Below are 24,075 nucleotides of genomic sequence, written 5' to 3' on the forward strand. Positions count from 1 at the left end.
TAATCAATAGCCTCTCCTTTTGTAAATCGTTACAAAATATACTAATATAGCCTTAAGGAGTGATTTTGCTCTCTTAAGGCTATTTTTAGTACATATTTCAAAGGGGAGATTATTTATATGTCAACAAAAGATTTATTACGTAGCCATTCATCTGTTCGTAAATATACAGGCGAAGTAATTTCAAAGGAAACAGTTGTTGATTTAATCCAAACAGCACAAATGGCAGCAAGTTCACATTTTGTCCAAGCTTATAGTGTCATTTGGATCACGGATGAGGAAAAGAAACAACAGTTAGGTGAGCTTTCGAAAAACGAATTTCAATTTAAAACAGCCGGTGCTGCCTTTTTATTTTGCGTAGACTTTAAACGTCTTCAAGTTGCGGGGCAAAAGCATGGCGTGGATATTGTAGCCGATTCAGCTGAAAATATGCTAGTTGGGGTTGCAGATGTAGGAATTTTTGCTCAAAACTTCGTGATCGCTGCTGAAGATGCTGGCTATGGAATCTGTTATATCGGTGGTGCTCGTAACAATCCGGCTGAAATAAGTGAACTTTTCAACCTTCCAGAGTATGTATTCCCTTTATTCGCCATGACGATTGGTACACCAACGAAACGCAACGAAACAAAACCTCGTCTTCCAGTTGAGGCAATTCTACATGAGAATCAATATGATGTGGAAAAATACGACACTTTACTGAACGACTATGATGCCACTATGGAAAGCTATTATGCTAGCCGCAGCTCAAACCAAAAAATGGCGAACTGGACGAAGCAAATGGCAGATTTTTTAGTGGAACAAAGACGACCACATATAAAAGAGTTTTTAGCTACAAAAGGATTTAATTGGAAATAACTTTTAGATTTTATAGGGCTAACTTACTTGTCTATATAGGCAAAATGTAAGTTAGCCTTTTTTTCAATACAGTCCATTTGTAGAATAAAATTTCCTTTCTAACTTTGGTAAAATAAAAGAAATATTTTGTAAGTTTGAAAGGATGTGTTGTTTATGTATAGCCATAAGCAAGTTGCATTGTCTTTAGAGCGACAACATAGTCGACATGTGAAGCATTATTACCGCGCGATTACGGATGTCAACTTAGAACTTGCAAAAATTCATAAACAAATTGAATTCAACATTAATAAAGAATTGTACAAGCACGTTACGGACTATGTAAATCAATATATCTCCTATACTACGATTTGGAATATAAAATTTGTTTATAACCTTGAAAGTCCTGAGGTTCTTCTTATGCAAATTTTCCATTTAGAATATATATTTATGCATGAACCTGCTAACGCTTTTATAAAAGAACGTCGTATATTAAACGAACAAAAAGAACGTTTTAATCAATTAAAGCCTTATACAAAAGAACATGTTCAGCTTAGAAGACAAAAAATGCTACACTTTATTAATGAGTATGAGAAAAACCCGACAAAACATTAATGCGTTTGTCGGGTTTTCATTTAGTTTGCTACGATTCCTTCTATAGCCATCTCTTTTACTGTAAGGAATTGTTCTTTTGTATCGTAGTAGGTTACAACCACTTTATCGCCTTCTTGTAAATAAATAGCCAATGGCGCATTTTGAGAACTTGCCATAAAGTTTTGACCTGTGTTTAACAAGAACGTAATAATTGTGTAATCCCCTACTCGTTCTTTATACACCCGAACGACCTCACCAGAAATAGTTGCTTCATCTGCACTTGAAGTACCATCTACAGATCCTCCACCACGACTTAATGCTGTTTTATATTGCTTCAACGCTTCATTTGGAGTTGTTCCAAAGGCGGAAATTTCGGGATTTGCAGCAGATACAATAAAGTAGTTTTGTAAGAATCCGTTTGAATCCAATACTGGTGCTAACCAACTAGCTTCTCCATAGAAGTTATAAAGGATTGGCATTTCACCTTGCCATTCTTTTTCAATAAACTTTTTCTCAATAATCGCTAACGCACCTTGCGAATCCATATACGACTCTTCTAAATTCCCTGTGTAATACGTTGCTTCACCTGTTCTTGCATGTGTTAATGAATACCCAAGCATTGAATCAACGCCCTCTTTTGGACTCGTGAAGTCTGTAAAGTAATACATTTCACCATTTTCATTAAAGATTGGGCTCACATTGGCTTCTGTTCCTTCATCTGATGGTAATTTCACATCTTTTTTACCGAACATACTATTCCAAAAACCATGAATATATTTACCAAAATAGCTATTTTGAAGACTGACAGATTCTGGTGAAACAGCCCCATCAATAAATTCTGGCACTTTGTCTAACGATAGTAGCTGTGAATCCCCAGTAGCTGCATCCACCATCACAATTCCCTTTACATCAAAGCCGTTACGTGCAGAAATAAAGTTTCCATATGACCGAATGTAGTAAGGTTTACCTTCATCATCTACTTCTAATTGTGGCTCTCCGTAGAAAATTAACGTTGGATTTTGAAGACGCATATGACGTTCTAAGTTTTTATTTAAAAATGCAGACGGAACATAAGCCATTTCAGACTGAACGAATTTTGGATTATCCGTAGAATCCGTAGCACTCATCGTAAAGTACCCCGGTGTCGTTTTTCCATTAAACCATTTAAAGAATCCGGAAAATTCAACAGGTGCAATATACACATATTCCCCATTTACTTTTTGAATTTGAAGATTGCCTAATTCATAGTAACTTGTGTTCGGCACTTGACCAAAAGCCTTTTTCATTTTGTTTTCTGCAAAATGTGGAGGGACACTAGCAGGCGTTTTGGTTTCATCAAAAGGTTCAATTTCAACCTGTTCATCCATTTTTGCTGATTCATATTTGTCATTGGCATTCCAAACAGGAGCAGAAAGCATGTATCCCAGCAAAATTAAGCTTGCTAAAAAGACAAAACCTTTAAATGTTTGTTCAACTCCTGAAGAAATAAGTGCTCCTAATAGTGCAATGACTGGTAAAGCATAAGCAAATACCGTCCAGTGTAAATCAATCTTTGTAATATAAATGATTGCTAGTAAAATAACGAAACTTGCAATTAATCCAAAGATAATTGAGTTGGTCAGTTGTTTACTAGAAATCTCTCCCTTATGCACCTTTTTCGTTAATGGAACAAGTAGGAGTGTTGTGACAACTGCAGCGATCAAAGCTGTTAATAACAATTGTGACATCCGTACCACCCTTTCTTCTTATAGTTCTTCTACGGAATAGACCCCTATTTAGTTTCATAAATAGTTTAAAAGGAGCGTGAATCAATGATGGTTCGTTATTTATTACTTGGTCTTATTGTTGTATTTTCCCTTTATTATTGTTTTTTCTTTGATGCCATTCCAGATGCCTATCAAATGGTTTTTAAATTAGTACCGATGTTTTTAATTATAGTACTAGCTTATGTCACGAAGATTACTGAATCAGTTCAACCGTATAAAACATTAATTATCCTTTCGCTTATTTTTTGTGCGATCGGTGACTATACTTTGCAATGGTTCATTATTGGCCTTTTTAGTTTTTTAATTGGTCATATATTTTATATCCGCGCATTCCTTTCTACAAATACAAAAGCGATTCCTACATGGGCTAAAGGCATTCTTCTTTTTTATGGAGTAGCTATGATGATCTGGATAGGAGGCACCGTTTTTAACAGTAGGGATTCAATATTGGCCTTTGCAGTTTGTGCCTATATTATTGTTATTTTAGCAATGGGCTGGACATCTTTTAGAACCGGCTCAGCATTTGCCATTATGGGAGCCACTTTGTTTATCATTTCTGATTCTATTTTGGCTATTAATAAATTTGTCGTTAGTGCAGATTACTCTCACCAATTGATTATGGTATCGTATTATGGCGCACAAGTTTTACTAGCACTCAGCATTGCTAAATACTCCGCAAGCCGAATTAAAAGTGATACAATGTAGACGAGTAAAAATAAGGGGGATTTTCCATGAAAGAAAAAGTAATTGAACGATTAGTTCGTTATGCAAAAATTGATACACAATCAAATCCAGAGAGCACAACAACTCCTTCTACTGAAAAGCAATTCGATTTATTGCATGTATTAAAAGATGAACTCAATACAATTGGCTTAACAGAAATTACTTTAGATGAAAACGGCTATTTATTTGCTACATTACCGGCAAATACAGATAAAAATGTCCCAACAATTGGATTTTTAGCTCATATAGATACATCCCCTGATTTTTCTGGTACGAACGTAAATCCAAAGCGCATTGACAATTATGATGGTGGGGATATTCAATTAAACGAGAATCTTGTGATGTCTCCAAACTATTTCCCAAATTTAAAAAACTATATCGGCCAAACACTCATTACAACGGATGGTACAACGCTATTAGGTGCAGACGATAAAGCGGGTATTGCCGAAATTATGACTGCAATGGAATATTTAGTAGAGCATCCAGAAATTAAGCATGGGAAAATTCGCGTTGCCTTTACACCCGATGAAGAAATCGGTCGCGGTCCCCATAAATTTGACGTTAAAGCATTTGGTGCTGATTATGCATACACAATGGATGGTGGACCCCTTGGTGAACTTCAATACGAAAGCTTTAATGCGGCTGGTGTAAAAGTAACTACTCGCGGGACTAGTGTACATCCAGGATCCGCAAAAGGAAAAATGGTGAACGCCATTACATTAGCAATTAAATTCCAAAGTTCAATGCCTGCTGATGCAGTTCCTGAAAAAACAGAAGGCTATGAAGGGTTTATTCATTTAACGAATTTTAACGGTCACATTGAAGAAGCAAAACTTTCTTATATTATCCGTGATCATGACCGTAAAAAATTTGAAAATAAAAAAGCCCATTTCTTGGAAGTTGAAAAAATACTAAAAGATCGATTTGGGGAAGATTCAATTACTGTAGAAATTGAAGATCAATACTACAACATGCGTGAGAAGATTGAACCTGTAAAAGAAATCGTGGACATTGCTTATAAAGCGATGGAAAGTTTAGATATTACGCCAATCGTTGAACCAATTCGTGGTGGAACGGATGGCTCTCAATTATCCTACATGGGTTTACCGACTCCAAATATTTTTGCTGGCGGCGAAAATATGCACGGTAAATTTGAATTTGTCTCGGCTGAAACGATGGAAAAAGCATCAAAAGTTATATTAGAAATTGTTCAGCTATTCGAAGCTCAAGGCAAGTAAGATTTTGTGCGAAGTAAGCTATTAGGTTTACTTCGCCCTTTTTATCAAAATTGTTATCTGAATATTATAATACTTTTATAGTCTACATAAAAAGGAGGTTTATAGTTTGAAAGAAATATTATTAGGGATTTTAGCTGCATTATTTTTTGCTTTTACATTTATACTAAATCGTTCAATGGAATTAGATGGCGGAAGCTGGCTATGGAGTTCCTCTCTTCGCTATTTTTTCATGCTCCCCTTTCTACTAATCATTGTATTTTCACGTAAAGGATGGCATTTACTAACTTCCGAGATGAAAAGCCAACCTTCTAAATGGTTGCTTTGGAGTTTCGTAGGGTTTGTTTTATTTTATGGTCCCTTAACATATGCAGCATCTTTTGGACCAGGGTGGCTTGTTTCAGGTACATGGCAGTTTACCATTGTCGCTGGCGTTTTATTAGCTCCATTTTTCATCACAATGATGGGGAATGTAAAAGTGCGTCAAAAAATCCCTGTAATCTCTTTAATTATTTCAAGCGTCATATTAATCGGGATTCTACTTATTCAAATACCGCAAGCCCAATCCGTCTCATTTGAAGTTTTACTACTTGGAATACTCCCAGTAATCGTTGCAGCATTTGCCTATCCACTTGGTAATCGTAAAATGATGGAACTTTGTGGAGGTAGATTAGATACATATCAACGCGTTTTGGGCATGACCATTGCATCCTTACCTACATGGATTATTCTTGCAATCTATGCGCTCTTTACTGTAGGCCTCCCTTCCATGAGCCAAGTGATTCAATCCTTATTGGTCGGGATTAGTTCAGGCGTCATTGCAACTGTGCTATTCTTTATCGCAACCGACCGAGTTCGAGAAGATCAAGGAAAACTTGCTGCAGTTGAGGCAACACAATCAACCGAGGTTCTCTTCGTTATCATTGGAGAGATGATTTTACTTGGCGTCCCTTTACCAGAGCCAATTGCGCTAATCGGTTTGGTAATTATTATTATCGGGATGTTGCTTCACAGTTATCACACAATGCTCATTTCAAAAAAATCACCTATAAAAGAAAAACAGGCCGAGCTCCAAAGTTAGCTCGGCCTTAAAATTGGAGAAACGTTCTAATAAGGGGGGAAGAACGTTGACTAGAACTTTTTCGAAAAAAGCAGTCATACTCTTTTCTTTCTATGCGATAATGATAATCATTTTCATTTAAATTGTCAATCAATTTTATCCAATTTTTTCTGCTCGTTTTAAAGAGCGACGATATTGAAATTGTTTCAGTTGGAAAAATAAAAAACAGCCGATACAAAAACCTAAAATCGCTATAAATGAAGCAGTCGCAACCATTACTGTAAAGGCATAACCTAATGCTTCCCATCCAACTAAGAAGCTTCCTAACCCACCAGCTAAACAGACTGTAGCTATACATGCATTAAATTTTTGCTGTATTACATCTTCAGGAATATATTTCTTTCCTTCTTTTATTAGAAAAACTCGTGCAATTTTCATAATAGGATTGAAGTTCAAAACGATCCCCATTAAATTGGCAAGTAAAGGAATAGCTAATATCCATTCTATACTAGTAACCCATGTTAAAATGACTGAAAGAAAAATTACCCACTGATTTAGCCTTACTAAAGGGCGAGGAATTGAAAGTGCTTGCGGCATTATAATCCCTACCTTTCTTATTTGTTTTATTTATATTATGCTATTTACTACTGTTTGTATAGTAAAAACTTCAATGATGCTTTTGAAAGGTGTATAGTATTGAGTAAGGATGGTGAATACAATGCCTGCATTAACTTACGATCAAATTCGCGTGTTAAATTCATATAGTGTCTTTACTGAAGATACCGACCGCCCTCTTTTTACAATGGAAAATTTACATAAGGATTTTTTTATTAAAGATTTTCGAAATTTAATGATGGGTATTACACAAGCAACAACTGAAGCAGCGGCAATTTCTCATTTTGGTCGCCGATATGGCATGTTTGTTGCAATGCAATTTTATATGCTCAGCACTTATGATGAAATTTGGGATGGAAAATTAGAAGATATCCGTTTCAGCTTAATTCATGAATTTGGAAACAATACACTAGGAACCTTTATCACAGCAAAAGATTTTCGTTATGTAGACGATCATGAACGGGCGTCGGTTATTCAGAAGTTGTTAATTCAATGTCATTTAGTCTTCCAACAATTACGAAAAGCCACGTCGGTATCTCCCCTCACTTTATGGGAAAATGTTTTTGGCTACATGCTTTGGAATTATTATGAAATGTTGGAGAATCCGCTTCTTGCTGACCGCGCATTAGAGGATATCGAAATTTTAGAAGATACAAAAGTGTGGCAACTATTTTCAAATAAATCATTGTTTTATCAATATACAGAAGGGAAAAATCCCTCAGAGTTGGTAAATAGACCTGTTCGAAAAAGTTGTTGTTTTTCAAAGGATATACCTGGCCTCATCACTTGTGAACATTGCCCAATGAAATAAGAAAAAGGAAATGTCGAGAAAGCACTACACTTTCTCGATATCTCCGCTTCTAATGATAAAATATCACTAAAAAGCTTTGCTCCTGCGGTAGTAACAATAAATTGTCACTATCCTCGTCGCAAAGGGGTCTTCCGAAAATAACACTTTTCGGAAGACCCCTTTTTTACCACCAATACATTGGATATTTTCGCTTTGGATGAAGGTTATTAATAATCAACGCGAATAGGACAATCATTACTGTCCCACTTAATACGGGATGAAATAAAAAATCCCAACTATAATTACCCACCATGATGATGATGGTATTTCCGCAAGCAGGTGGATGAAATGTTCTTGTCATGAGCATAAAAAATATCGTTAGACACAGAGCCAAACTGATCATGAGTGGTGTTGAGCCAAAATGTAATAAAGAAATACTGATAATGGATGCAATTAGATAACTTCCTATAATATTACGAGGTTGTCCCACAGGTGCATTCCACGCTGTAATTGCTAGCATAATACTCGCCCCAAAAGAGGCAATAAACCATAGTGAATTTGTATATTCCGTTAACATAAATACCGGCAGGACACAAACAAAAGCTCCTATTGAAGCGATTAGTGCATCTGAAAAGGTAGTACGGAAATTCGTTTTTGAGTACCCCTTCATTTTTTGAATTAATGATTTAGGATAATACTCATTAATTGATGATTTACTCTCCAATATTTTCCCACCCTACAATTTCAATTTTCTATAAATTCTATCACTTTAGTAGAAACTATGAAATACTTTTTGTAAATTTTAGAGAATACATCCTAATGCATTGTAGTAAAACACTAAGGGATGTCTTAAATTATAATAGTAGCTTTAGAAATGATAAAACCTGCTCTATCAATAGATACTAACGGAGTTTCAAAAAAGGTTGGCATAGTGATAGGACTTAGCACACAAGCCGCAGAGCCAACTTGAAGCTGTCTCTACGACTTGTCTTTGGGCTTTGTGTAAGGTCCTCTCACATAAAGTGAAACTTCAATCCGTGGGGGTTTTCTTCATCCCCCATGGATTGTTAGTTGAACCAATCGGGCTTTTACGGGCAGTTGATCTCCCACCTATCCTTTTTGTTCTACTTAAGTCTTGAGGTGGGAGTCTTTACTGCCCGTTAATGCGGGATAAAATAATACCTGCTAAATTTTCATTATTTAGTTCGCGGCTTACAGTGGTAGGCCGCGCTTTCTAAATTCAAATTATACTACCGGTGCGTTCATATAAAAAACTAGGGATTGTCTTGATTAGACAGACCCCTAGTTCACAAGTTATTTTAATTTTTTATACTCTACAACCCAGTCCTCAGCCAGTTGTTTCATTTCTACACCAATAAAACCTTCACTCAATAATTTTTGTTGCGCTTCAACATCGCCCATAGAAATTGTGACCGTTTCGTCTTCATATTGTGGTTGTTTGCGTAAATCTAGCGCAAATACATAACGTAATTTTCCACCGTAAATGTATTTTAAAGCAACGGTATAAAATCCTTGAGAGAACTTGTCCTTTAAACTGGCAATATTATATGGCATCACCGTAGTCGCTAAATAATCAAATGCATTTGTATCGATTTGTTGCATAATGACTTTCGCTAACGTTTTTTGTAAGCCATATCCTCGATAATTTGGATCGACACTTGAAATTTCCTGGTATAGTACTCGTTTCAAATCTGCCTCATCGACTAAGCCAATATCGTAGCCTAAATGGTCCTCATCAATTGGAGGAATTAAAAGCGCACGGAATGCAATTAATTTTTCATCATGAAAGGCACCAATCATAATGCCATTTCCGCTTAAGATGAAGTCAAACTCCTCTTCCGATAATGGTTGTAAAATATCTTTATTTGGTAATGCCTCACAAACAATATCTTGCAATGCTAGTACCTCAGGCAAATGTGTCTTCCCTAATACATATACGCTATAAGAATATTCCCCTAGTGAGCCTTCATAAACTTTTTCCACAGTACTCACCTACTCAATTACATCTGAATTTTGTGTAAGCTCTGCAAGTACTACCTCATCAATGCTAACACCTAAGCCAGGTTGTTCATTTATTTGAATATATGGGATGACGTAACTTGATTTTAAGTCTCCGATATCTTGAGAAAACTTAACAGGGCCTGTTAGCTCAACGCTTTTAATAATTTTTTTAGAGAAGGCTACGTGGAAACCTGCAGCTGATCCGACTGAAGATTCAACCATTGAACCGATTTGACACTCAATTCCAGCCATTTCAGCCATATTGGCAAGTTTCATCGCAGGATAGATACCGCCACATTTCATCAGTTTAATGTTAATTTTGTCAGCCGCGCGCTTTGCAATAATTTGACGAAGATCTACCATATCACGGATGCCTTCATCAATCATTTGCGGTACAGATGTTTTGGACTTTATTTCAACCATCCCATCGATATCGTCTTGTGCGACAGGTTGTTCTAACCAATCTAGTCCTAGTGATTCAAGTTGACGTAACGCTTGTAAAGTATTGGCACTATTTTCCCAACCTTGGTTTACGTCTACGCGAATGGCAATTTCCTCACCGACACGCGCACGAACTGCCTTAATACGCTTCACGTCTCCTGAAACATCTAATCCTACCTTCATTTTAAATGAACGATAACCTTCTTCTAATTTTTCTTCTGCTTCATCCGCCATTTTTTCAGGCTCATCAATGCTAAGTACATGAGTAACTGGGAACTTTTCATGGTAGCGACCACCAAGAAGTTGATATACTGGTACACCTAATTTTTTCCCAACGACATCAAAACATGCAATATCAAGGGCCGCTTTTGCAGCAGGTGCTCTGTGTACTGTTTTATCCATTAACTCATGGATTTTTTCAAATTCCATAGGGTTTTGTCCAATCAATTTTGGCGCCAACGTATTTTTTAACATCGCATACGTTGATTCCGGCGTTTCACCTGTAATGTGCTCATCTGGTACAGATTCTCCCCAGCCAACAAGACCACATTCCGTTGTTAACTTTACGATAATGGACTGAATATGCGGATACGTAGCGTAACTAATAATAAAAGGTTTAATTAATGGTAAATGAATTGAAAAAATTTCTATTGTTTTAATTTTCATTTTTAATACTTCCTTTAATAATATTGTGTGAGTGTTACCCTTTGGCTGCATTTCGAAGTGTAGTTGTTAATACTTTTGCACCTGTAATTAAAGCTTCTTTATTGAACGTCATTTTTGGATGGTGCAAGCCTGGTGTTAAATCAGCACCGATCCCAATCATGGCTGCTTTTAATTTAGGTCTTAAAACTGTATAGTAGTGGAAATCGTCACTACCTGTTGTTGAAATTGGTTTCTCTAAGTGTTCTATACCTAATGCCTCAATGATGGATGCCTTTGCGATATGTGCAGCCTCTTCAGATACTTCTGCCCCAGGTGTTTTATCAATCCATTCCCATTGAATTTCTGTTCCATACATGAGATTAATGGATTTAAACCCTTCTTCAATTCTTTTTTGAAGTTCGTCTAGCACTGAATTTTTCTGAGCACGAACATCCAACGAAAATGATGCATTACCAGGGATGATATTCGTACTTCCCCCATCTGCTACAACTTTTGTTAATTTTGCACTATACACTTCAAAGGGATTTAAATAAATGTTCTTTAACATTTGTCCAATGGCAAAAATAGTATCAATCGCATTTTTCCCTTGATGTGGTCTTGCTCCATGGGCATCAACCCCGTGAATCGTACCATTTAAAAATAATGCTGCTCCATGATGGATAGCTGGTGTTACTTTTCCTAAAGGTAGCTCTTCTATTGGACGCAAATGAACACCGAATAAATACGAAACATCGTCAATTACCCCGTGTTTTACCATTTCAATTGCTCCACCGCCAGTTTCTTCGGCTGGTTGGAAAATAAAGCGAATACGCTTCTTTAATGGTAAATCCTTTAATTGAATGAGCGCTCCTAAAACCATTGAAATATTTGCATCATGACCACATGAATGATTTGCACGCATGACGCCATCTACTTCTTGCCATAAAGCATCAATATCTGCTCTAACAGCGATCACTTCTTCGCCTTGACCAATTTCTGCAACTAGACCCGTTACATCTGAAAAGAGCTTATATGAAACTTGTAATTCATCTAAGATAGCAGCAATTTTCTTCGTTGTCTCTATTTCCTTCCAGCTTACTTCTGGATTTTGATGAAAATGATCAAACCATCCATAGATGACTTCCTCGTATGTTCTTACTTGACTCATTTTTCGCACCTCGAATTATCGTTGTTCTTCTATTATACATAACAATGATAGAAATATTAACTGCTTCTGCCTAACAAGATTAAAATAAGAAATTTGATTGATGTTATCTTTTATATAAGAAAAAAAACGACAAATCCCTTTAAGGTTTGCCGTCATGAAACATTATAAACTTGTGAAGAAGCCTGCTGGGTACTCTTCATAATTGTTTGACTCTTGTTGATTTTCCATTACCATTTCGTTCGTGTATTCTAACTCTTGTTCCTCATCCAATAAATACGTCTCGAATTTGGATAATAGTAAACTTGTCATACTCACAACCCCTTAGTTAGAATTTTCTGATATTTATATCATACATACAACCTTTCTCTTACACAACAGATTTTTGATATACATGCTAAAAAAGTATTAAATCCATCTTGAAATTAGATGAATAAAAAGGGCGACCAATTAGCAAATGGACCGCCCTTACCTTTGAATATTTCTAATTCATATTCTATTGAATTGTTGTCACATCTAACTTCGTGTCCTTTGGTTTATTCCCTTTATCTTTCGTCATAAACTGAATAGCAAACATAATTCCAAAGACAATTAAGCCTGAAATATCCGAAATCGATTCTGGATAGATCATCGCTAAACCACATGCAATTAGGATAATACGTTCAAACCATTTTAATTTTCTGTACCAATAACCAATTACACCTGAGCCTATTGCTATCATTCCCATAATAGCTGTTATGACTACCCAAACGATTTGTAGTATCGTAACATCAATCATTAATAGGGCTGGAGAGAAAACAATCATATATGGAATAATAAATGCGGCGATTGCTAATTTAGCAGAGCTTACACCCGTTTTTATTGGATCTCCTCCTGATATTCCTGATGCAGCAAAAGCAGCAAGGGCAACTGGAGGCGTAATATCTGCAATAATACCAAAATAGAACACAAAGAAGTGAGCGGATAATAATACAGTAATCGGTACTAAATCTTGCGAAACTACATCAGGGGCTAGTAATGTGATAATAGCTGGCGCCGCAATTGTTGACGTAATCACGTAGTTCGCTGTAGTAGGAGCACCCATTCCTAAAACTAATGAGGCGATCATTACAAAAACTAATGTCAGCAAAATATTTCCACCAGCTAAATCTACTAAACTATTTGCTAAGCTTAAGCCAAGACCCGTTTTTACAACTACCCCGACAATAATACCGGCACAGGCCGTTGCTGCTGCGACCGCTAATGCAGTACGAGCGCCATCAACTAAAGCATCAATAATTTCTTTAAAACCTAAGCGAGTTTCTTTATTAACAATCCCTACTACAATACAAGACACAATCCCATAAAGAGCGGCATGCATAACTGGGACACCTGATAGCATTAAGATAATAATCAACACAATCGGAATTAATAAATAGATCTTCTTGAAGACTTCTTTTCGATTCGGCATTTCATCGTCTGATAACCCTCGTAAACCTAATCGTTTTGCTTCAAAATGAGTCATGATCCATATTCCTGTAAAATACAAAAGTGCTGGGATAGCCGCTGCTTTGGCAATATCCCAATAGGTAATTCCTCGTCCGATAAACTCTACCATTAGAAAGGCTGCTGCGCCCATAATCGGTGGCATTAATTGACCACCAGTAGAGGCAGCTGCTTCAACCGCACCGGCGAACTCTTTTTTATAGCCTAGTTTTTTCATCATAGGAATTGTATAAGAACCTGATGTTACTACGTTTGCTACGGAGCTTCCTGAAATTGTCCCTTGCAAGGCAGATGAGAAAATGGCAACTTTTGCAGGACCCCCTATTAACTTACCAGCAAGTGCAACCGCTAAATCATTAAAGTATTGGCCAACACCGGTTTTCACTAAAAAGGCACCAAATAATAGAAACACAAAAATATAAGTTGCAGATACACTAATTGGTGTTCCTAAAATTCCATCAGTTGTGTAAAACATTAAATGAATGATACTTTCTAACGATTGCCCACGATGTGCTAAAAAATCAGGAAAATACGGTCCGTACATGGCATATACCAAAAACAATGTCGCTATAATGGTAATTGATAATCCTACTGCACGCCTAGCAGCTTCTAAAACTAATAATGTTGCTAGGAGACCTACATAAAAATCAACATTAGTAATGGAGCCTAAACTACTTACTAATCGTTCATAATTAATTGTCCAATATGAGCCGACTACAACCGATAACAATGCAAAAATATAATCATAAAATTGAATTTTTCCCTTTATTCCCTTTCTTCGAGCTGGGAACAATAGGAAAATGGCAGTCAAAGCAAAACCTAAATGAATCGTTCGTTGAATTGGTGCTGTGAATTGCCCGAAAATTGCAGTATATAGTTGAAACAATGAAAAACTCAATAAAATAGCAAAGACGACCCAATGCATGACACCCTTCAAATGGCGTGTATTGGATTCAGCATCGTATTTTTCTAAAAGCGCTTGTTGTTGTTCTTTAGAAAGTGTTTCCACCATTTCTTCTTGCTTTTCATTTTGCTTTACCATCAGTTAGAACAGCCCCTTTCCACTTCTCAAATAACGAAATTCTTTTTACTTCAAATAAATAGGATTTTCCTCGTTGAAGAATTGTTTTTAAATTGTATAAATGATTTTTGTATATTAAATATAAATCTGTATCTATATCTCCAACATACAATGTGAAATTTGATAATACTTTATTTTCATAGGACAATATGTATTTACCATTGTTATAAGCAATGGATTCCCCTTCTTGTGCATATGCAGGCATTCCAATTGCTACATCTTCATATTCCATTGACACAAGTTTCAGTTCGTTCGAATTGGTGATTTCATATGTTTCTAAAACATCTGTCAAATGAATAGAATGCGTATAACGAATTTGGAAAACATCTTCACCAGATATCTCTATATAAAAGGATTTTGGCTCATTCGCTCTTGTCTCTGTAAAGCTAAAAACGGAGTATATGGGCGTAAATAAAAAAATTGTAGTCACAATCACGGAAAAAATAATAATTGTAACTCGTTTCATGTAACCACCTCAACAATCTTTAAAAGGGGCAATATTAGTTAAAAACGGGACTTGAACAAACAAGCCCCGAATTTTTATCTTAGCAAGACTACCTTATATTACTGTTCATCAAAGTATTTTTGTGCCCCTGGATGAACATCAATTCCAATTCCATCTAAAGCCGTTTCCGCTTTAATGAAGGCACCTTTTGCATGACTAATTGAACCAGCATTATCATAGATCGCTTTTGTAATACCATATGCAACATCTTCTGGAAGATCTGCTTTCACAGCAATCATCGCTAATACAGAAACAGTTGGTACATCACTTTCTAAACCATATGTGCCAGATGGAACTGTATCAATTGCATAATATGGATATTTCGCAATTAATTCCTCCGCTTTCGCTGCTTCTACAGGAACAATTACTACATCAGTAGTTGCGCCTAAAGCCTCTACTGCTGCAGTTGGGTAACCCGCCGTAATAAATGCTGCATCAATTTGACCTGTTGTTAGACCATCCGTAGATTCACCGAAGTCTAGATTTTGTGGTTCAATATCATCCATTGTTAATCCATGGATTTCAAGTAATTGTTCTGCATTGGCAAATGTACCTGAACCAGGTGCCCCTACAGATACTTTTTTCCCTTTTAAATCTTCGTATGAAGTAATACCAGACTTCGCAGTAGTTACAAGTTGAACTGTTTCTGGATATAATCCTCCAATTGCAACTAAATCTTCAACCGCTGCTCCTTCAAACATCATTTGTCCATTTTTTGCATAGTAGGCAATATCCGTTTGAACAAATGCGATTTCAGCATTTCCTTCTTTTAATGCATTTACGTTTGCTGCTGAAGCCTGTGAAACTTCTGCAGTCGTTTTAATGCCTGTTTCATCCGTAATTAAATCTGCAAATGTACCACCTAATGCATAATAAGTACCTTGTGTCCCACCAGTTACTAAACTTAAAAACTTAATATCAGATGTCGGTTCCTCAGTATTTTCTTCTGCTGCCCCTTCAGTTGTCGCTTCCTCAGTTGTACCTGCAGTTTCTGTTGTCTCCTCATCACCACTACAAGCCCCTAGAGCCATTAGTAGTAATAAACTTAAGACTGATAGAAACATAAACTTTTTAAGCTTCAAATAAAACCCTCCCCTTGTAATATTTGTTACATTACAGTATAAATTTTACTATTAATTTTTATATTGTCAATTATTTTAATATTCAGCTAATAGATTAATATAATTTTCACAATAGGTTAGTATCCTTTTCATCACTTTTCTTACATATCAGAATAATGAAGTCCATTCGCTATTTTAAATTATATTCATTAGGTAGAGCGCATATTTGTCACAAAAAAAGCTATGTAAAAGCCCATATCAACTTTTACATAGCTTGCATTTCGTTATTCACTTGCTTTAATTATTCCACACGCTATTCGGGCTCCCGAATTCCCTGCAGGATCTGTTCTATAATCATCTGGACCTTCATGAATCACAATGGCACTACCATCCGCATCCAATATCGAATTAGCTAACCCTGTTTCTAGCGTAATATTCTTTGCCAGAAATTCAACTTGCACATTACCATCTTCTTCAGGCGCAATATTTGGTAGATCTCCTAAATGGGGACCAGCAGGATTTTCTGTACCATGCTTTTTCTTTTCTGGATTAAAATGAGATCCAGCAGTTTCAAATGTTGGTGGATCACATTTTCCCACTTCATGAATATGGATGCCGTGTTCTCCTTCAGAAAGTCCTTTTACCCCAAGTGATATGAGTACTCCATCAGCCCCTTCTGTCATTTCCATATGACCAATTTCTGTTCCTTCAGTATCAATAATTTTTGCGCTTGCTTGCAGTGCTTCCGGTGCAGCCACAGAGATCTTTTCCTCTTTATTAGACGCACCAAATAAATTACATCCACTAAGTAGTAGGACGCTGACAGAAAGTACAATGATATTTTTCAACATGATATATCCCTCCTCGTTGTGAGTATTACCATGCTCGAAGATTAATATTCCTTATTTGTTTTTTAATCCCAAATGGATATTTCTGCCCCCACTCTATCTAACTAAATGGAAAATCTAGTCGATACTAATTAAAAGGAGGGGTAGTTATGGAACTCAGTTCATTTATGTCTGCTCAAGTTGCACAACTTCAACACACTGTTCAATTGAGTATTATGGATAAAGCCCTTAATTTAGGAGCTGCCAGTGCAGTCGAAATGTTACAACAATTGCCTGAACAAGCACCAGCAAACCACCCATACAAAGGAACGCAAATCGACGTTTCCGTATGAGGAAAAGAGCGCCAAACATTAACTTGGCGCTCTTTACTCTCTATAAATTTATTCTCTTTTAGCCCTCTCACTTTACTGCATTTCGCTATAAACTATTAAAACGGTATTTTACCATAGTGTTGGTTTTGCTACCATTAGCCAAAGCATGAGCAAAAGTAGTAGAATATATTGCCATGTCGCTTTTCGAAGTTTTGCTATAAAAACTTCCTTGTTAAACTCTTTCGTTCCAAAAGTTTTTAACGTTGGTTTAAATGCGCGTGCTAAAAAAACAATGGATCCAGCTGCTACCGCAATGGTTAACAAGATCCATGAAGTTGTCCACGTCCATCCGCTTATTAATACAAGAACTACTCCAGATAATACAAGGACATGGCCAGCATGTTTGACTACTGTAATGGCAGATTGAAATGATTGTACAAAACCACCTAACAATGCCTCTTCTGCACTCTGCATTTTTTTAAGGGTCGGAATTAGTGCAAATAATGGACCTATTGAGACAACAGCACTTAATATATGGATATATAAGAAAATAGTATGTAACACGAACATTCACGTCCAATCATAGGTGATAAAAATAGTATACCATCACAATATTATCTACTTTTTGAGGAAATAATGACTCTTTTTTACTTATGGTTGTACTTAAAATGATTCTAATTGCATAATCTATAAATTAAACCCATAAATCTCTTCATCAATTGTAAACTCCATTTTAAGTGTTTGTTAAATGGCAACAAAATGTATCACAAAATGAAATGTACATTGTATGATTTATATAGAAGCATATATTGATGTGCTTACAATAAAATTGGGAGAGTGATTATTATAGGTATTCATAAGTTTTTTACAAGTCTGAATGATTTAGAACGTATTTTCCGTGCCCCTGGTCGTTTCAAATTTGAAGAACACAATGTAGCTGCGCATTCTTGGAAAGTGTCTCAGTATGCAATGTTTTTTGGTACGCTTGAAGAAATGAATGGCGCCACTGTGGACTGGAAAGCACTATACGAAAAAACAATCAATCATGACTTTGCCGAAGTATTTATTGGCGATATTAAAACACCAGTGAAGCATGCCAGTGTAGAATTAAAACAAATGCTTGCCCACGTAGAAGAAAAGATGATGGAGAACTTCATACGGGAAGAGATACCTCCTGATTTTCAGGAAGTGTTTTTCAATCGAATGAAAGAAGGAAAAGATGCAACCCTTGAAGGTCGTCTACTAGAGTTTGCGGATAAGCTCGATCAATTTTATGAGTCTTTTGCAGAGTTAAAACGAGGAAATACGGACAAAGAGTTTATTATCATGTACCAGCAAGCTTTGCAAAAACTGCTGAAAATGCCTCTTCCAGTAAGTGTAAAATACTTTAGAAGCGAAATTTTACAAGATGTCATGAAAGAAGATACGCAAATTAATGTGGCAGCTTTAACAAATGAAATATTGAATAGTACCGAATAATGTGGGAAAGTTTTCCATTGATGGAAGGCTTTTTTATTTTATTTAGGGTTGTATTTTTCTGCTCAAAGGGTATAAATATTTGACTTTTTCCACGATACATACTTACTTGCACAATTAAAGGTAATCATATAATATAACAATAAAGCTGCGTTGTTCGTACAAATATTAAGTTTTAACCTTTGAACTGTAAAAGGGAGTTTTAATCGAGTAAGGAATGGCGAGCGTCACACCGCGGTGCATGACGATATACAGGAATTATTCTGCGAACACCCACTTTGAGGAGTGGTGGTTTAAAACTTTCTATTAATAAATACGGCAAGGCGGCTTTGCCATACATAAGAATTTCAGCTTTGTGATCACTCTTCTACATAGAAGGGTGTTTTTATTTACAAAAAAGAGCACGGGGACGTCCGAAAAGTGATTTTCGAACACCCCCTTGCTCCCATACTTACCAACGTAACACTGAAAAAAAAGGCGATATCACGACGGATATTGCTAGCATAAACGCTGCAATGGCCCCCACTTTGTTTTGTTCTTTCCAAAGCTGAATGGAAAAGCCCGTCGTATAGAAAAAGATTGTAAGCATTAGTAACCATACAATGACATTCATTTAATTCTTCACTTCCTCAAACTCAGGTGTTTCACTTTGTCTTCCGAATTTGCCAAAGATAATATTAACTTTTACCTTTACATCCATGTTTGGATAGTTCTTCATCCAATCATACGCTTCATATTCCTTTATTGTTAAAAATTCCTTGCGAGCGTATAGTGACCACCCAAATGGTTGACCTTTAAAATCCTCCTGCGTTTTTTTGATTAGCTCATTTATTGTCTCTATCAATTTTTCTTCCATATGTTTTTTTAACTGTTTTCTTTTCTCTGGCTGTTTTTCATAGTTCACCATACTATGATTTGATAAAATATCTACATACAAGGGGACTGTTACATCAATGGTAGGAATACTCCTTTTTAAATCCATTTTCACTGTATTACTTTCCTTCTTTGAAATGCGTGTTCCGATTCGATATTTTTCATTAAAAGGATCCGGAAAAGTGGCTAATATCTCTGCCATATCAATCGTATCATTTAGTAATATTGCTAACCGGGTCTCTTCGGCATTCAATTTCCCTATCATTTTTCCATGTTTAAATACCGCAGATCCTAAAAATTGAGTTTTATTCGTGAATCCTCCGACCTCAAATTCCCCAGCGATTAAATTATCTTCTCCCCCGTCATTTTTAGGGTTTCCATTAAATTCTGTTGTGGCATATGGCGATAAAAAAAGATCCCCTTTTTCCTCCATTATCCTAAAGTATGCATGTAATTTGGTAGCAGGGATAAATCCATTTTCACTTCCAAACTGCAAAATCAATTCAAAATATTTATGAATCCTTGTTTCGAGTTTAGGGTCATTATTCTTCAAAAACGTACTCGTACTTTCTGGCGTTACAATGATAGGAATATTTCTTGAAACCTCCTCTCCCTTGGTCACATCATATATCCACCTTATAAATTCTTTATTTTTAGCGAAATCTTCCGAAACAATAATTAAGCTTAGTAAACTGTATGAAAGTTCTTTTGCTACTACAGTATTAGCTAAGTTCCGAGATGTTTGGAGATCGGGAGCCGTGAAACTAATAATTTCTCGATTCGGTTCATTCGATCCTGCCTCTTGCTTCGATAACTCCGGATTAGCTATTAAGTAGGTAATTTTCGTTTCATTTTCTTTCTCGCCCTTGTCTAAACCGATTGCTATCACAAATGCTCTTTGATCTAAATAGGTTTGGTTCCAACAGCCGCCAAGTAAAGGGAAAAGAGTTATGATGCATATTAAATAAGCTTTTTTCATTTTTTAAATTCCCCTTTCGCTTTTGCCGTAATCCATAAGAGAAAAGGTAATAATAAAAGTAGTGGTGCTAATAACTCGAAAAGTCTATCTAATAAATTGAAAAGTGTAAAAACCGGTGTCTCTGGTGCTACACCTAAAAAAAGAACAATAGTTGCTATTGCAGGGATGATGTACTCAAAGTTCTTTATTTTAAATATTGCTCCAAACAACAACGCATTGATATATAAACCCATTGCAAATCGAATAAAGCTTGCAACTAACCAAAAAGGGAAAAATAGTGACTCTACATTCGTAACGAACCCTAACTGTATATACCGAATAGTTTCATGAAAGGGATAGTTGATTAAATTTACTCCCTTATAGTCAAATAACATTACGTATCCGATTAAAGCAAGAGCAAACTCCAAGGTGATAAAAATAAAGCTAACCCATATCCCCTTCTTAAAAACTGTTGGATTTTTTAGTTTGTTCGCAATGAGAGCAAAGAAAAGAAACTCTGCATAAATGGATACATTAAAAAAGCCCTGCTTTATTATCTCCCATTGGCCAGGACCTAGAATAGGATATAGAAAACTTGATTGACCTTCAAAAAATGCGATGATTAATACAACAATTAGCGAGATTTTTATCCATGGTAGTGTAATCCATGCAGCTGATCCAATACTTTCTAATCCCTTTTTAGCTCCAAACGCTGCTCCTACTATTAGTACAAGATAAATAACTAACACGGGTGTTTTGGTAAAATACATTGTTCCAATAATATCTGCATACACTGCCGAATTTGTTACTAGATAAATACTTTGAAATACCCATAATAAAAATAACACCATCAAACCGATACTTTTTCCAAACAGGTGGTTTGTAACATCAATGAGATTTTTATCTTTGTAATGTGTTATGACTTTTATTAATAAGTAAAGCGGTAATATAATAGTAAAACAACTGATTAGTATTGATAACCAAGCCGCATTTCCTAAATGTTCAAATATTATGGCGGGAGTATTATCAGCTAATTTTGTACCTACAGTCAGTACAATTATGGCGAAAAATTCTTTATAGCCTATTTTCCCTTGAATTTTATCCATCCTTATTCACCTGTTTTTTCTGTATATCTTTCGGTTTGATATATCCTGGTCGATAGATTTCATTTAGCATCACTTTTCTAAAGAATGTGTCCTTGGAAGATTTATAATATGGAGTCATTGGTGATAGGTATGGAACACCAAATGATTTAATTGTAACCATATAAAATAGCCCAGTGATAAAGAGAAAAGTCATTCCATAAAAACCAAAAAGCGCCGCAGATATGATAAACAAAAATCTTAGTAACCTTATAGTAAAATTCATATTGATATCACCAATCGCAAATGAACTTAATCCTCCAAGTGCAACAATAATTACAACAAGGGGACTAACAATATTTGCTTGTACTGCAGCTTGACCTAAGATTAAAGCACCGACTATTCCAATCGTTGGACCAATCGGATTAGGCACTCGTAATCCAGCTTCTCTTATTAGTTCGAAGGCAATTTCCATCATTAGTACTTCAATAATTGCAGGAAATGGTACAATTTCCCTCGTTGCGGATATTGCTAATAATAAGTCAGCTGGTATCATACCTATATGATAATTGGTTACAGATATGTAGATAGCCGATATAAATAACGTGATAAATAAAGCTATCATACGTAACATTCTTATAAAGTTTCCAAATATAAAACGTAGATAGTAGTCTTCAGGGTTGTGAAAAAATGACCAAAAGGTAGCAGGCAATATTAATGAGGATGGTGAATTATCCATTATTAGAACTATAAATCCATCTTCTAGAAATGCACTCGTGCGATCAGGTCTTTCAGTATATAAGATTGTTGGAAATAATGATTTATTATTTTCCTCTATATATTGTTCTAAAAGGGATAAATTTTGTATAGCATTTACGTTTAGTTTATTCACTTTATCTTTAATACGGTTAAGTATATCTTCGTTTGCTAAATCTTTGATATATAATATATATAAATCATTATTGGATCTTTGGGATATGGTTAAAGATTCAACCATTAGATTTTCGTTTTTAATTCTCTTTCGAATTAGGGAGATGTTCGATAGGGCCTTTTCATTAAAAGCTTCTTTAGGCCCCTTAACTACAACCTCATTTTCAGCCTTTTCAATCCCTCGACCTTCAACACTACTCGTCGCTATAACATAGGCTAAATCATACCCTTCCACAAACAAAACCGTATCACCGTTATTAATCCCCGTTACTGCATCTTCTATCATCTGAACAGTGGATACACTGGGAGCGGATATAATATTTTCTATTGCTTTTAGCGTATTTTCATTTTGTACTAATGGTCGAATAATATGTTCTTCAATTATAGGTGTATCTGTAATGGTACTAATATATATAAGAGTCGCTTTTCTTTCTAATCCTCCGATTTGGAGATGACGAAGCTTAACATCGTTATTTTCTGGAATGGAAAATAAAGACTTCATCATATCGATAGTGCTTTCTAAATTCAGATTAATACTTTTTTTCTTCTTCAAGTCCTCTTGTGCTGCTCTATTATCTTCCACTATTTCCTTTTCTTCTGGTTCACTAATTTGATTAATTAACCATTTCAGTTTTGATTTCTTCAACTTTTGCAACTCCATGTTTTTAAGGTATTTTGTGCAGTTACAGCTATTTTTATGTATACAATAAGAGATTCGACCAGTTGAGTTTAACAAATTTAGTAATTGCTATATTTTTTCGTAGACTAAGTAAGAATATTGACTCGAACATAGAATTTATGGGAGAAAGGGAAATTTAGGATTTATATATAACGAGGTTTTGAGTTATTAGATGGGAGTTTCTTAATAATAGGGATTATTAGATGATGTATGACGTTTAGAGCTAATAATGAGAAGATTTTGGGGGAGCAATTGTGTAATTACGTTTTAATCGCTTTTAGTTGATTATTGAGGGAATAGGCTAGTTGCTGCTTGTAAGTCCGTATTGGTGATAAACAGCAATACTTATCTACATTAGAATGACGGTATTTAGAATATTAATTATGTACCCCCTACAATTAGTGGATCATCACCATAACTAGGGGTTGATTTCCGCTCTGGCTGGACGCTTTCTGCGGGGGCGCGGCTACAGCTAATTTTCACGCTGTGTCCATAGCGTGAAAATGGATCTTCCGCACGCGCTTAATCCCCAAGGAGTCTCCAGCCGCTGCTCCAATCAACGACTTAGTTAGAAGTTTTTTTGTCATCCTCACTTTTAAGAAGCATACTTTTATCAAATAAGGTAGGGCAAGCACATGGAACGAAAGGCGGCGACTCTAGCGGGAGCACGAGCCGAAAATCCATTATTGACGGCGCTAGCCGGCAATAATTAGTTGAGACCGTGCCCGCGGAAAGCGTCCGCCTGTAGTGGAATGTGCGATTTTAAAAGGTCAACCCCCTCTTTTGGTGATGAACCCAATTAGTAGAGTAAGCCCGAAATAAAAAATAACGCACCTTCCGGCACGCACGGCGAATAGCCTTCAATCCACTGCTTTTTTTGGATTGAAGGCTATTATTTTATA

24 protein-coding genes and 1 other RNA gene are annotated in these 24,075 nt (G+C 36.0%); 9 read left to right on the forward strand and 16 right to left on the reverse strand.

The features are described from left to right. The first annotated feature begins 117 nt into the window (after positions 1-117). Both nfsA and EK386_RS10795 read left to right on the forward strand, forming a co-directional pair. Complete coding sequence (gene nfsA, locus EK386_RS10790) at positions 118-852, forward strand: oxygen-insensitive NADPH nitroreductase (protein WP_126659179.1); 735 nt, start codon at positions 118-120, stop codon at positions 850-852. A gap of 153 nt (positions 853-1,005) precedes the next feature. Then, positions 1,006-1,443 (forward strand): hypothetical protein, encoded by a 438-nt coding sequence (locus tag EK386_RS10795; RefSeq protein WP_126659180.1) that lies wholly within the window; start codon positions 1,006-1,008, stop codon positions 1,441-1,443. A gap of 20 nt (positions 1,444-1,463) precedes the next feature. Here EK386_RS10795 and EK386_RS10800 read toward each other — a convergent pair whose 3' ends face one another. Then, on the reverse strand, positions 1,464-3,149 hold the full coding sequence (locus EK386_RS10800) for a hypothetical protein (protein WP_126659181.1): 1,686 nt from the start codon (positions 3,147-3,149) through the stop codon (positions 1,464-1,466). 84 nt (positions 3,150-3,233) lie between these two features. On the opposite strand from EK386_RS10800, the gene EK386_RS10805 reads away from it, so the two are divergent. The 3 genes from EK386_RS10805 to EK386_RS10815 all read left to right on the forward strand — a co-directional run bounded on the left by EK386_RS10805 (position 3,234) and on the right by EK386_RS10815 (position 6,227). Continuing rightward, positions 3,234-3,893 carry a lysoplasmalogenase gene (locus EK386_RS10805; protein WP_246027645.1) on the forward strand — a complete coding sequence of 220 codons (660 nt, stop codon included), beginning with the start codon at positions 3,234-3,236 and terminating at the stop codon, positions 3,891-3,893. A gap of 26 nt (positions 3,894-3,919) precedes the next feature. After that, positions 3,920-5,149, forward strand: a complete 1,230-nt coding sequence (gene pepT / locus EK386_RS10810) for a peptidase T (RefSeq protein WP_126659182.1) — start codon at positions 3,920-3,922, stop codon at positions 5,147-5,149. Between the two features lie 106 nt (positions 5,150-5,255). Next, positions 5,256-6,227 (forward strand): DMT family transporter, encoded by a 972-nt coding sequence (locus tag EK386_RS10815; protein WP_126659183.1) that lies wholly within the window; start codon positions 5,256-5,258, stop codon positions 6,225-6,227. Positions 6,228-6,362: 135 nt separating this feature from the next. On the opposite strand, the gene EK386_RS10820 is transcribed toward EK386_RS10815, so the two are convergent. Next, on the reverse strand, positions 6,363-6,803 hold the full coding sequence (locus tag EK386_RS10820; RefSeq protein ID WP_126659184.1) for a DUF4395 domain-containing protein: 441 nt from the start codon (positions 6,801-6,803) through the stop codon (positions 6,363-6,365). 121 nt (positions 6,804-6,924) lie between these two features. Here EK386_RS10820 and EK386_RS10825 point away from each other — a divergent pair, with 121 nt between their 5' ends. Beyond that, positions 6,925-7,632 carry a Fe-S oxidoreductase gene (locus EK386_RS10825; RefSeq protein ID WP_126659185.1) on the forward strand — a complete coding sequence of 236 codons (708 nt, stop codon included), beginning with the start codon at positions 6,925-6,927 and terminating at the stop codon, positions 7,630-7,632. A gap of 163 nt (positions 7,633-7,795) precedes the next feature. Here the strand turns inward: EK386_RS10825 and EK386_RS10830 are convergent, their stop codons facing one another. From EK386_RS10830 to EK386_RS10865, 9 genes are all read right to left on the reverse strand, one after another. Next, positions 7,796-8,335: an HPP family protein gene (locus EK386_RS10830; RefSeq protein ID WP_126659186.1), complete on the reverse strand. Its 540-nt coding sequence runs from the start codon at positions 8,333-8,335 to the stop codon at positions 7,796-7,798. A gap of 590 nt (positions 8,336-8,925) precedes the next feature. Further along, positions 8,926-9,615 carry a GNAT family protein gene (locus EK386_RS10835; protein ID WP_126659187.1) on the reverse strand — a complete coding sequence of 230 codons (690 nt, stop codon included), beginning with the start codon at positions 9,613-9,615 and terminating at the stop codon, positions 8,926-8,928. 9 nt (positions 9,616-9,624) lie between these two features. Beyond that, positions 9,625-10,740: a mandelate racemase/muconate lactonizing enzyme family protein gene (locus tag EK386_RS10840; protein ID WP_126659188.1), complete on the reverse strand. Its 1,116-nt coding sequence runs from the start codon at positions 10,738-10,740 to the stop codon at positions 9,625-9,627. Positions 10,741-10,774: 34 nt separating this feature from the next. Beyond that, positions 10,775-11,887: an amidohydrolase gene (locus EK386_RS10845; RefSeq protein ID WP_126659189.1), complete on the reverse strand. Its 1,113-nt coding sequence runs from the start codon at positions 11,885-11,887 to the stop codon at positions 10,775-10,777. 162 nt (positions 11,888-12,049) lie between these two features. Next, a complete protein-coding gene (locus EK386_RS20315; protein WP_179966026.1) occupies positions 12,050-12,196 on the reverse strand; it encodes a hypothetical protein in 147 nt (48 codons plus the stop codon). A gap of 184 nt (positions 12,197-12,380) precedes the next feature. Continuing rightward, positions 12,381-14,411, reverse strand: a complete 2,031-nt coding sequence (locus EK386_RS10850) for a TRAP transporter permease (protein ID WP_126659190.1) — start codon at positions 14,409-14,411, stop codon at positions 12,381-12,383. Continuing rightward, on the reverse strand, positions 14,395-14,916 hold the full coding sequence (locus EK386_RS10855; RefSeq protein WP_126659191.1) for a DUF1850 domain-containing protein: 522 nt from the start codon (positions 14,914-14,916) through the stop codon (positions 14,395-14,397). Before EK386_RS10855 ends, EK386_RS10850 begins: the two co-directional genes overlap by 17 nt. Before the next feature lie 98 nt (positions 14,917-15,014). Next, positions 15,015-16,037 (reverse strand): TAXI family TRAP transporter solute-binding subunit, encoded by a 1,023-nt coding sequence (locus tag EK386_RS10860; protein WP_246027646.1) that lies wholly within the window; start codon positions 16,035-16,037, stop codon positions 15,015-15,017. A 263-nt stretch (positions 16,038-16,300) separates the two neighbouring features. Next, complete coding sequence (locus EK386_RS10865) at positions 16,301-16,867, reverse strand: superoxide dismutase family protein (RefSeq protein ID WP_342774253.1); 567 nt, start codon at positions 16,865-16,867, stop codon at positions 16,301-16,303. Between the two features lie 146 nt (positions 16,868-17,013). Here EK386_RS10865 and EK386_RS10870 point away from each other — a divergent pair, with 146 nt between their 5' ends. Continuing rightward, positions 17,014-17,196: a YjfB family protein gene (locus tag EK386_RS10870; RefSeq protein WP_126659192.1), complete on the forward strand. Its 183-nt coding sequence runs from the start codon at positions 17,014-17,016 to the stop codon at positions 17,194-17,196. Positions 17,197-17,304: 108 nt separating this feature from the next. On the opposite strand, the gene EK386_RS10875 is transcribed toward EK386_RS10870, so the two are convergent. Continuing rightward, positions 17,305-17,745, reverse strand: coding sequence for a hypothetical protein (locus EK386_RS10875; protein ID WP_126659193.1), 441 nt, complete (start codon positions 17,743-17,745; stop codon positions 17,305-17,307). 267 nt (positions 17,746-18,012) lie between these two features. Here EK386_RS10875 and EK386_RS10880 point away from each other — a divergent pair, with 267 nt between their 5' ends. Further along, the gene (locus EK386_RS10880) at positions 18,013-18,654 is read left to right on the forward strand and encodes a YfbR-like 5'-deoxynucleotidase (protein WP_179966027.1); all 642 of its coding nucleotides are present in this window, start codon (positions 18,013-18,015) and stop codon (positions 18,652-18,654) included. Positions 18,655-18,793: 139 nt separating this feature from the next. Next, positions 18,794-18,985: non-coding RNA, 6S RNA (gene ssrS, locus EK386_RS10885), on the forward strand. A gap of 117 nt (positions 18,986-19,102) precedes the next feature. Here ssrS and EK386_RS20230 read toward each other — a convergent pair. The 4 genes from EK386_RS20230 to EK386_RS10900 are packed head-to-tail and all read right to left on the reverse strand — an operon-like array spanning position 19,103 to position 23,140. Continuing rightward, entirely contained in the window at positions 19,103-19,264 is a 162-nt protein-coding gene (locus tag EK386_RS20230; RefSeq protein WP_158674412.1) for a hypothetical protein, read from the reverse strand. Further along, complete coding sequence (locus EK386_RS10890) at positions 19,265-20,503, reverse strand: Ger(x)C family spore germination protein (RefSeq protein WP_126659194.1); 1,239 nt, start codon at positions 20,501-20,503, stop codon at positions 19,265-19,267. Further along, positions 20,500-21,588: a GerAB/ArcD/ProY family transporter gene (locus tag EK386_RS10895; RefSeq protein ID WP_126659195.1), complete on the reverse strand. Its 1,089-nt coding sequence runs from the start codon at positions 21,586-21,588 to the stop codon at positions 20,500-20,502. Before EK386_RS10895 ends, EK386_RS10890 begins: the two co-directional genes overlap by 4 nt. Next, positions 21,581-23,140, reverse strand: coding sequence for a spore germination protein (locus tag EK386_RS10900; protein WP_246027647.1), 1,560 nt, complete (start codon positions 23,138-23,140; stop codon positions 21,581-21,583). Before EK386_RS10900 ends, EK386_RS10895 begins: the two co-directional genes overlap by 8 nt. Positions 23,141-24,075: the final 935 nt, after the last annotated feature.

Origin of the sequence: Lysinibacillus antri (assembly GCF_003977595.1) — a bacterium.
In the GTDB taxonomy this organism is placed as follows: domain Bacteria; phylum Bacillota; class Bacilli; order Bacillales_A; family Planococcaceae; genus Ureibacillus; species Ureibacillus antri.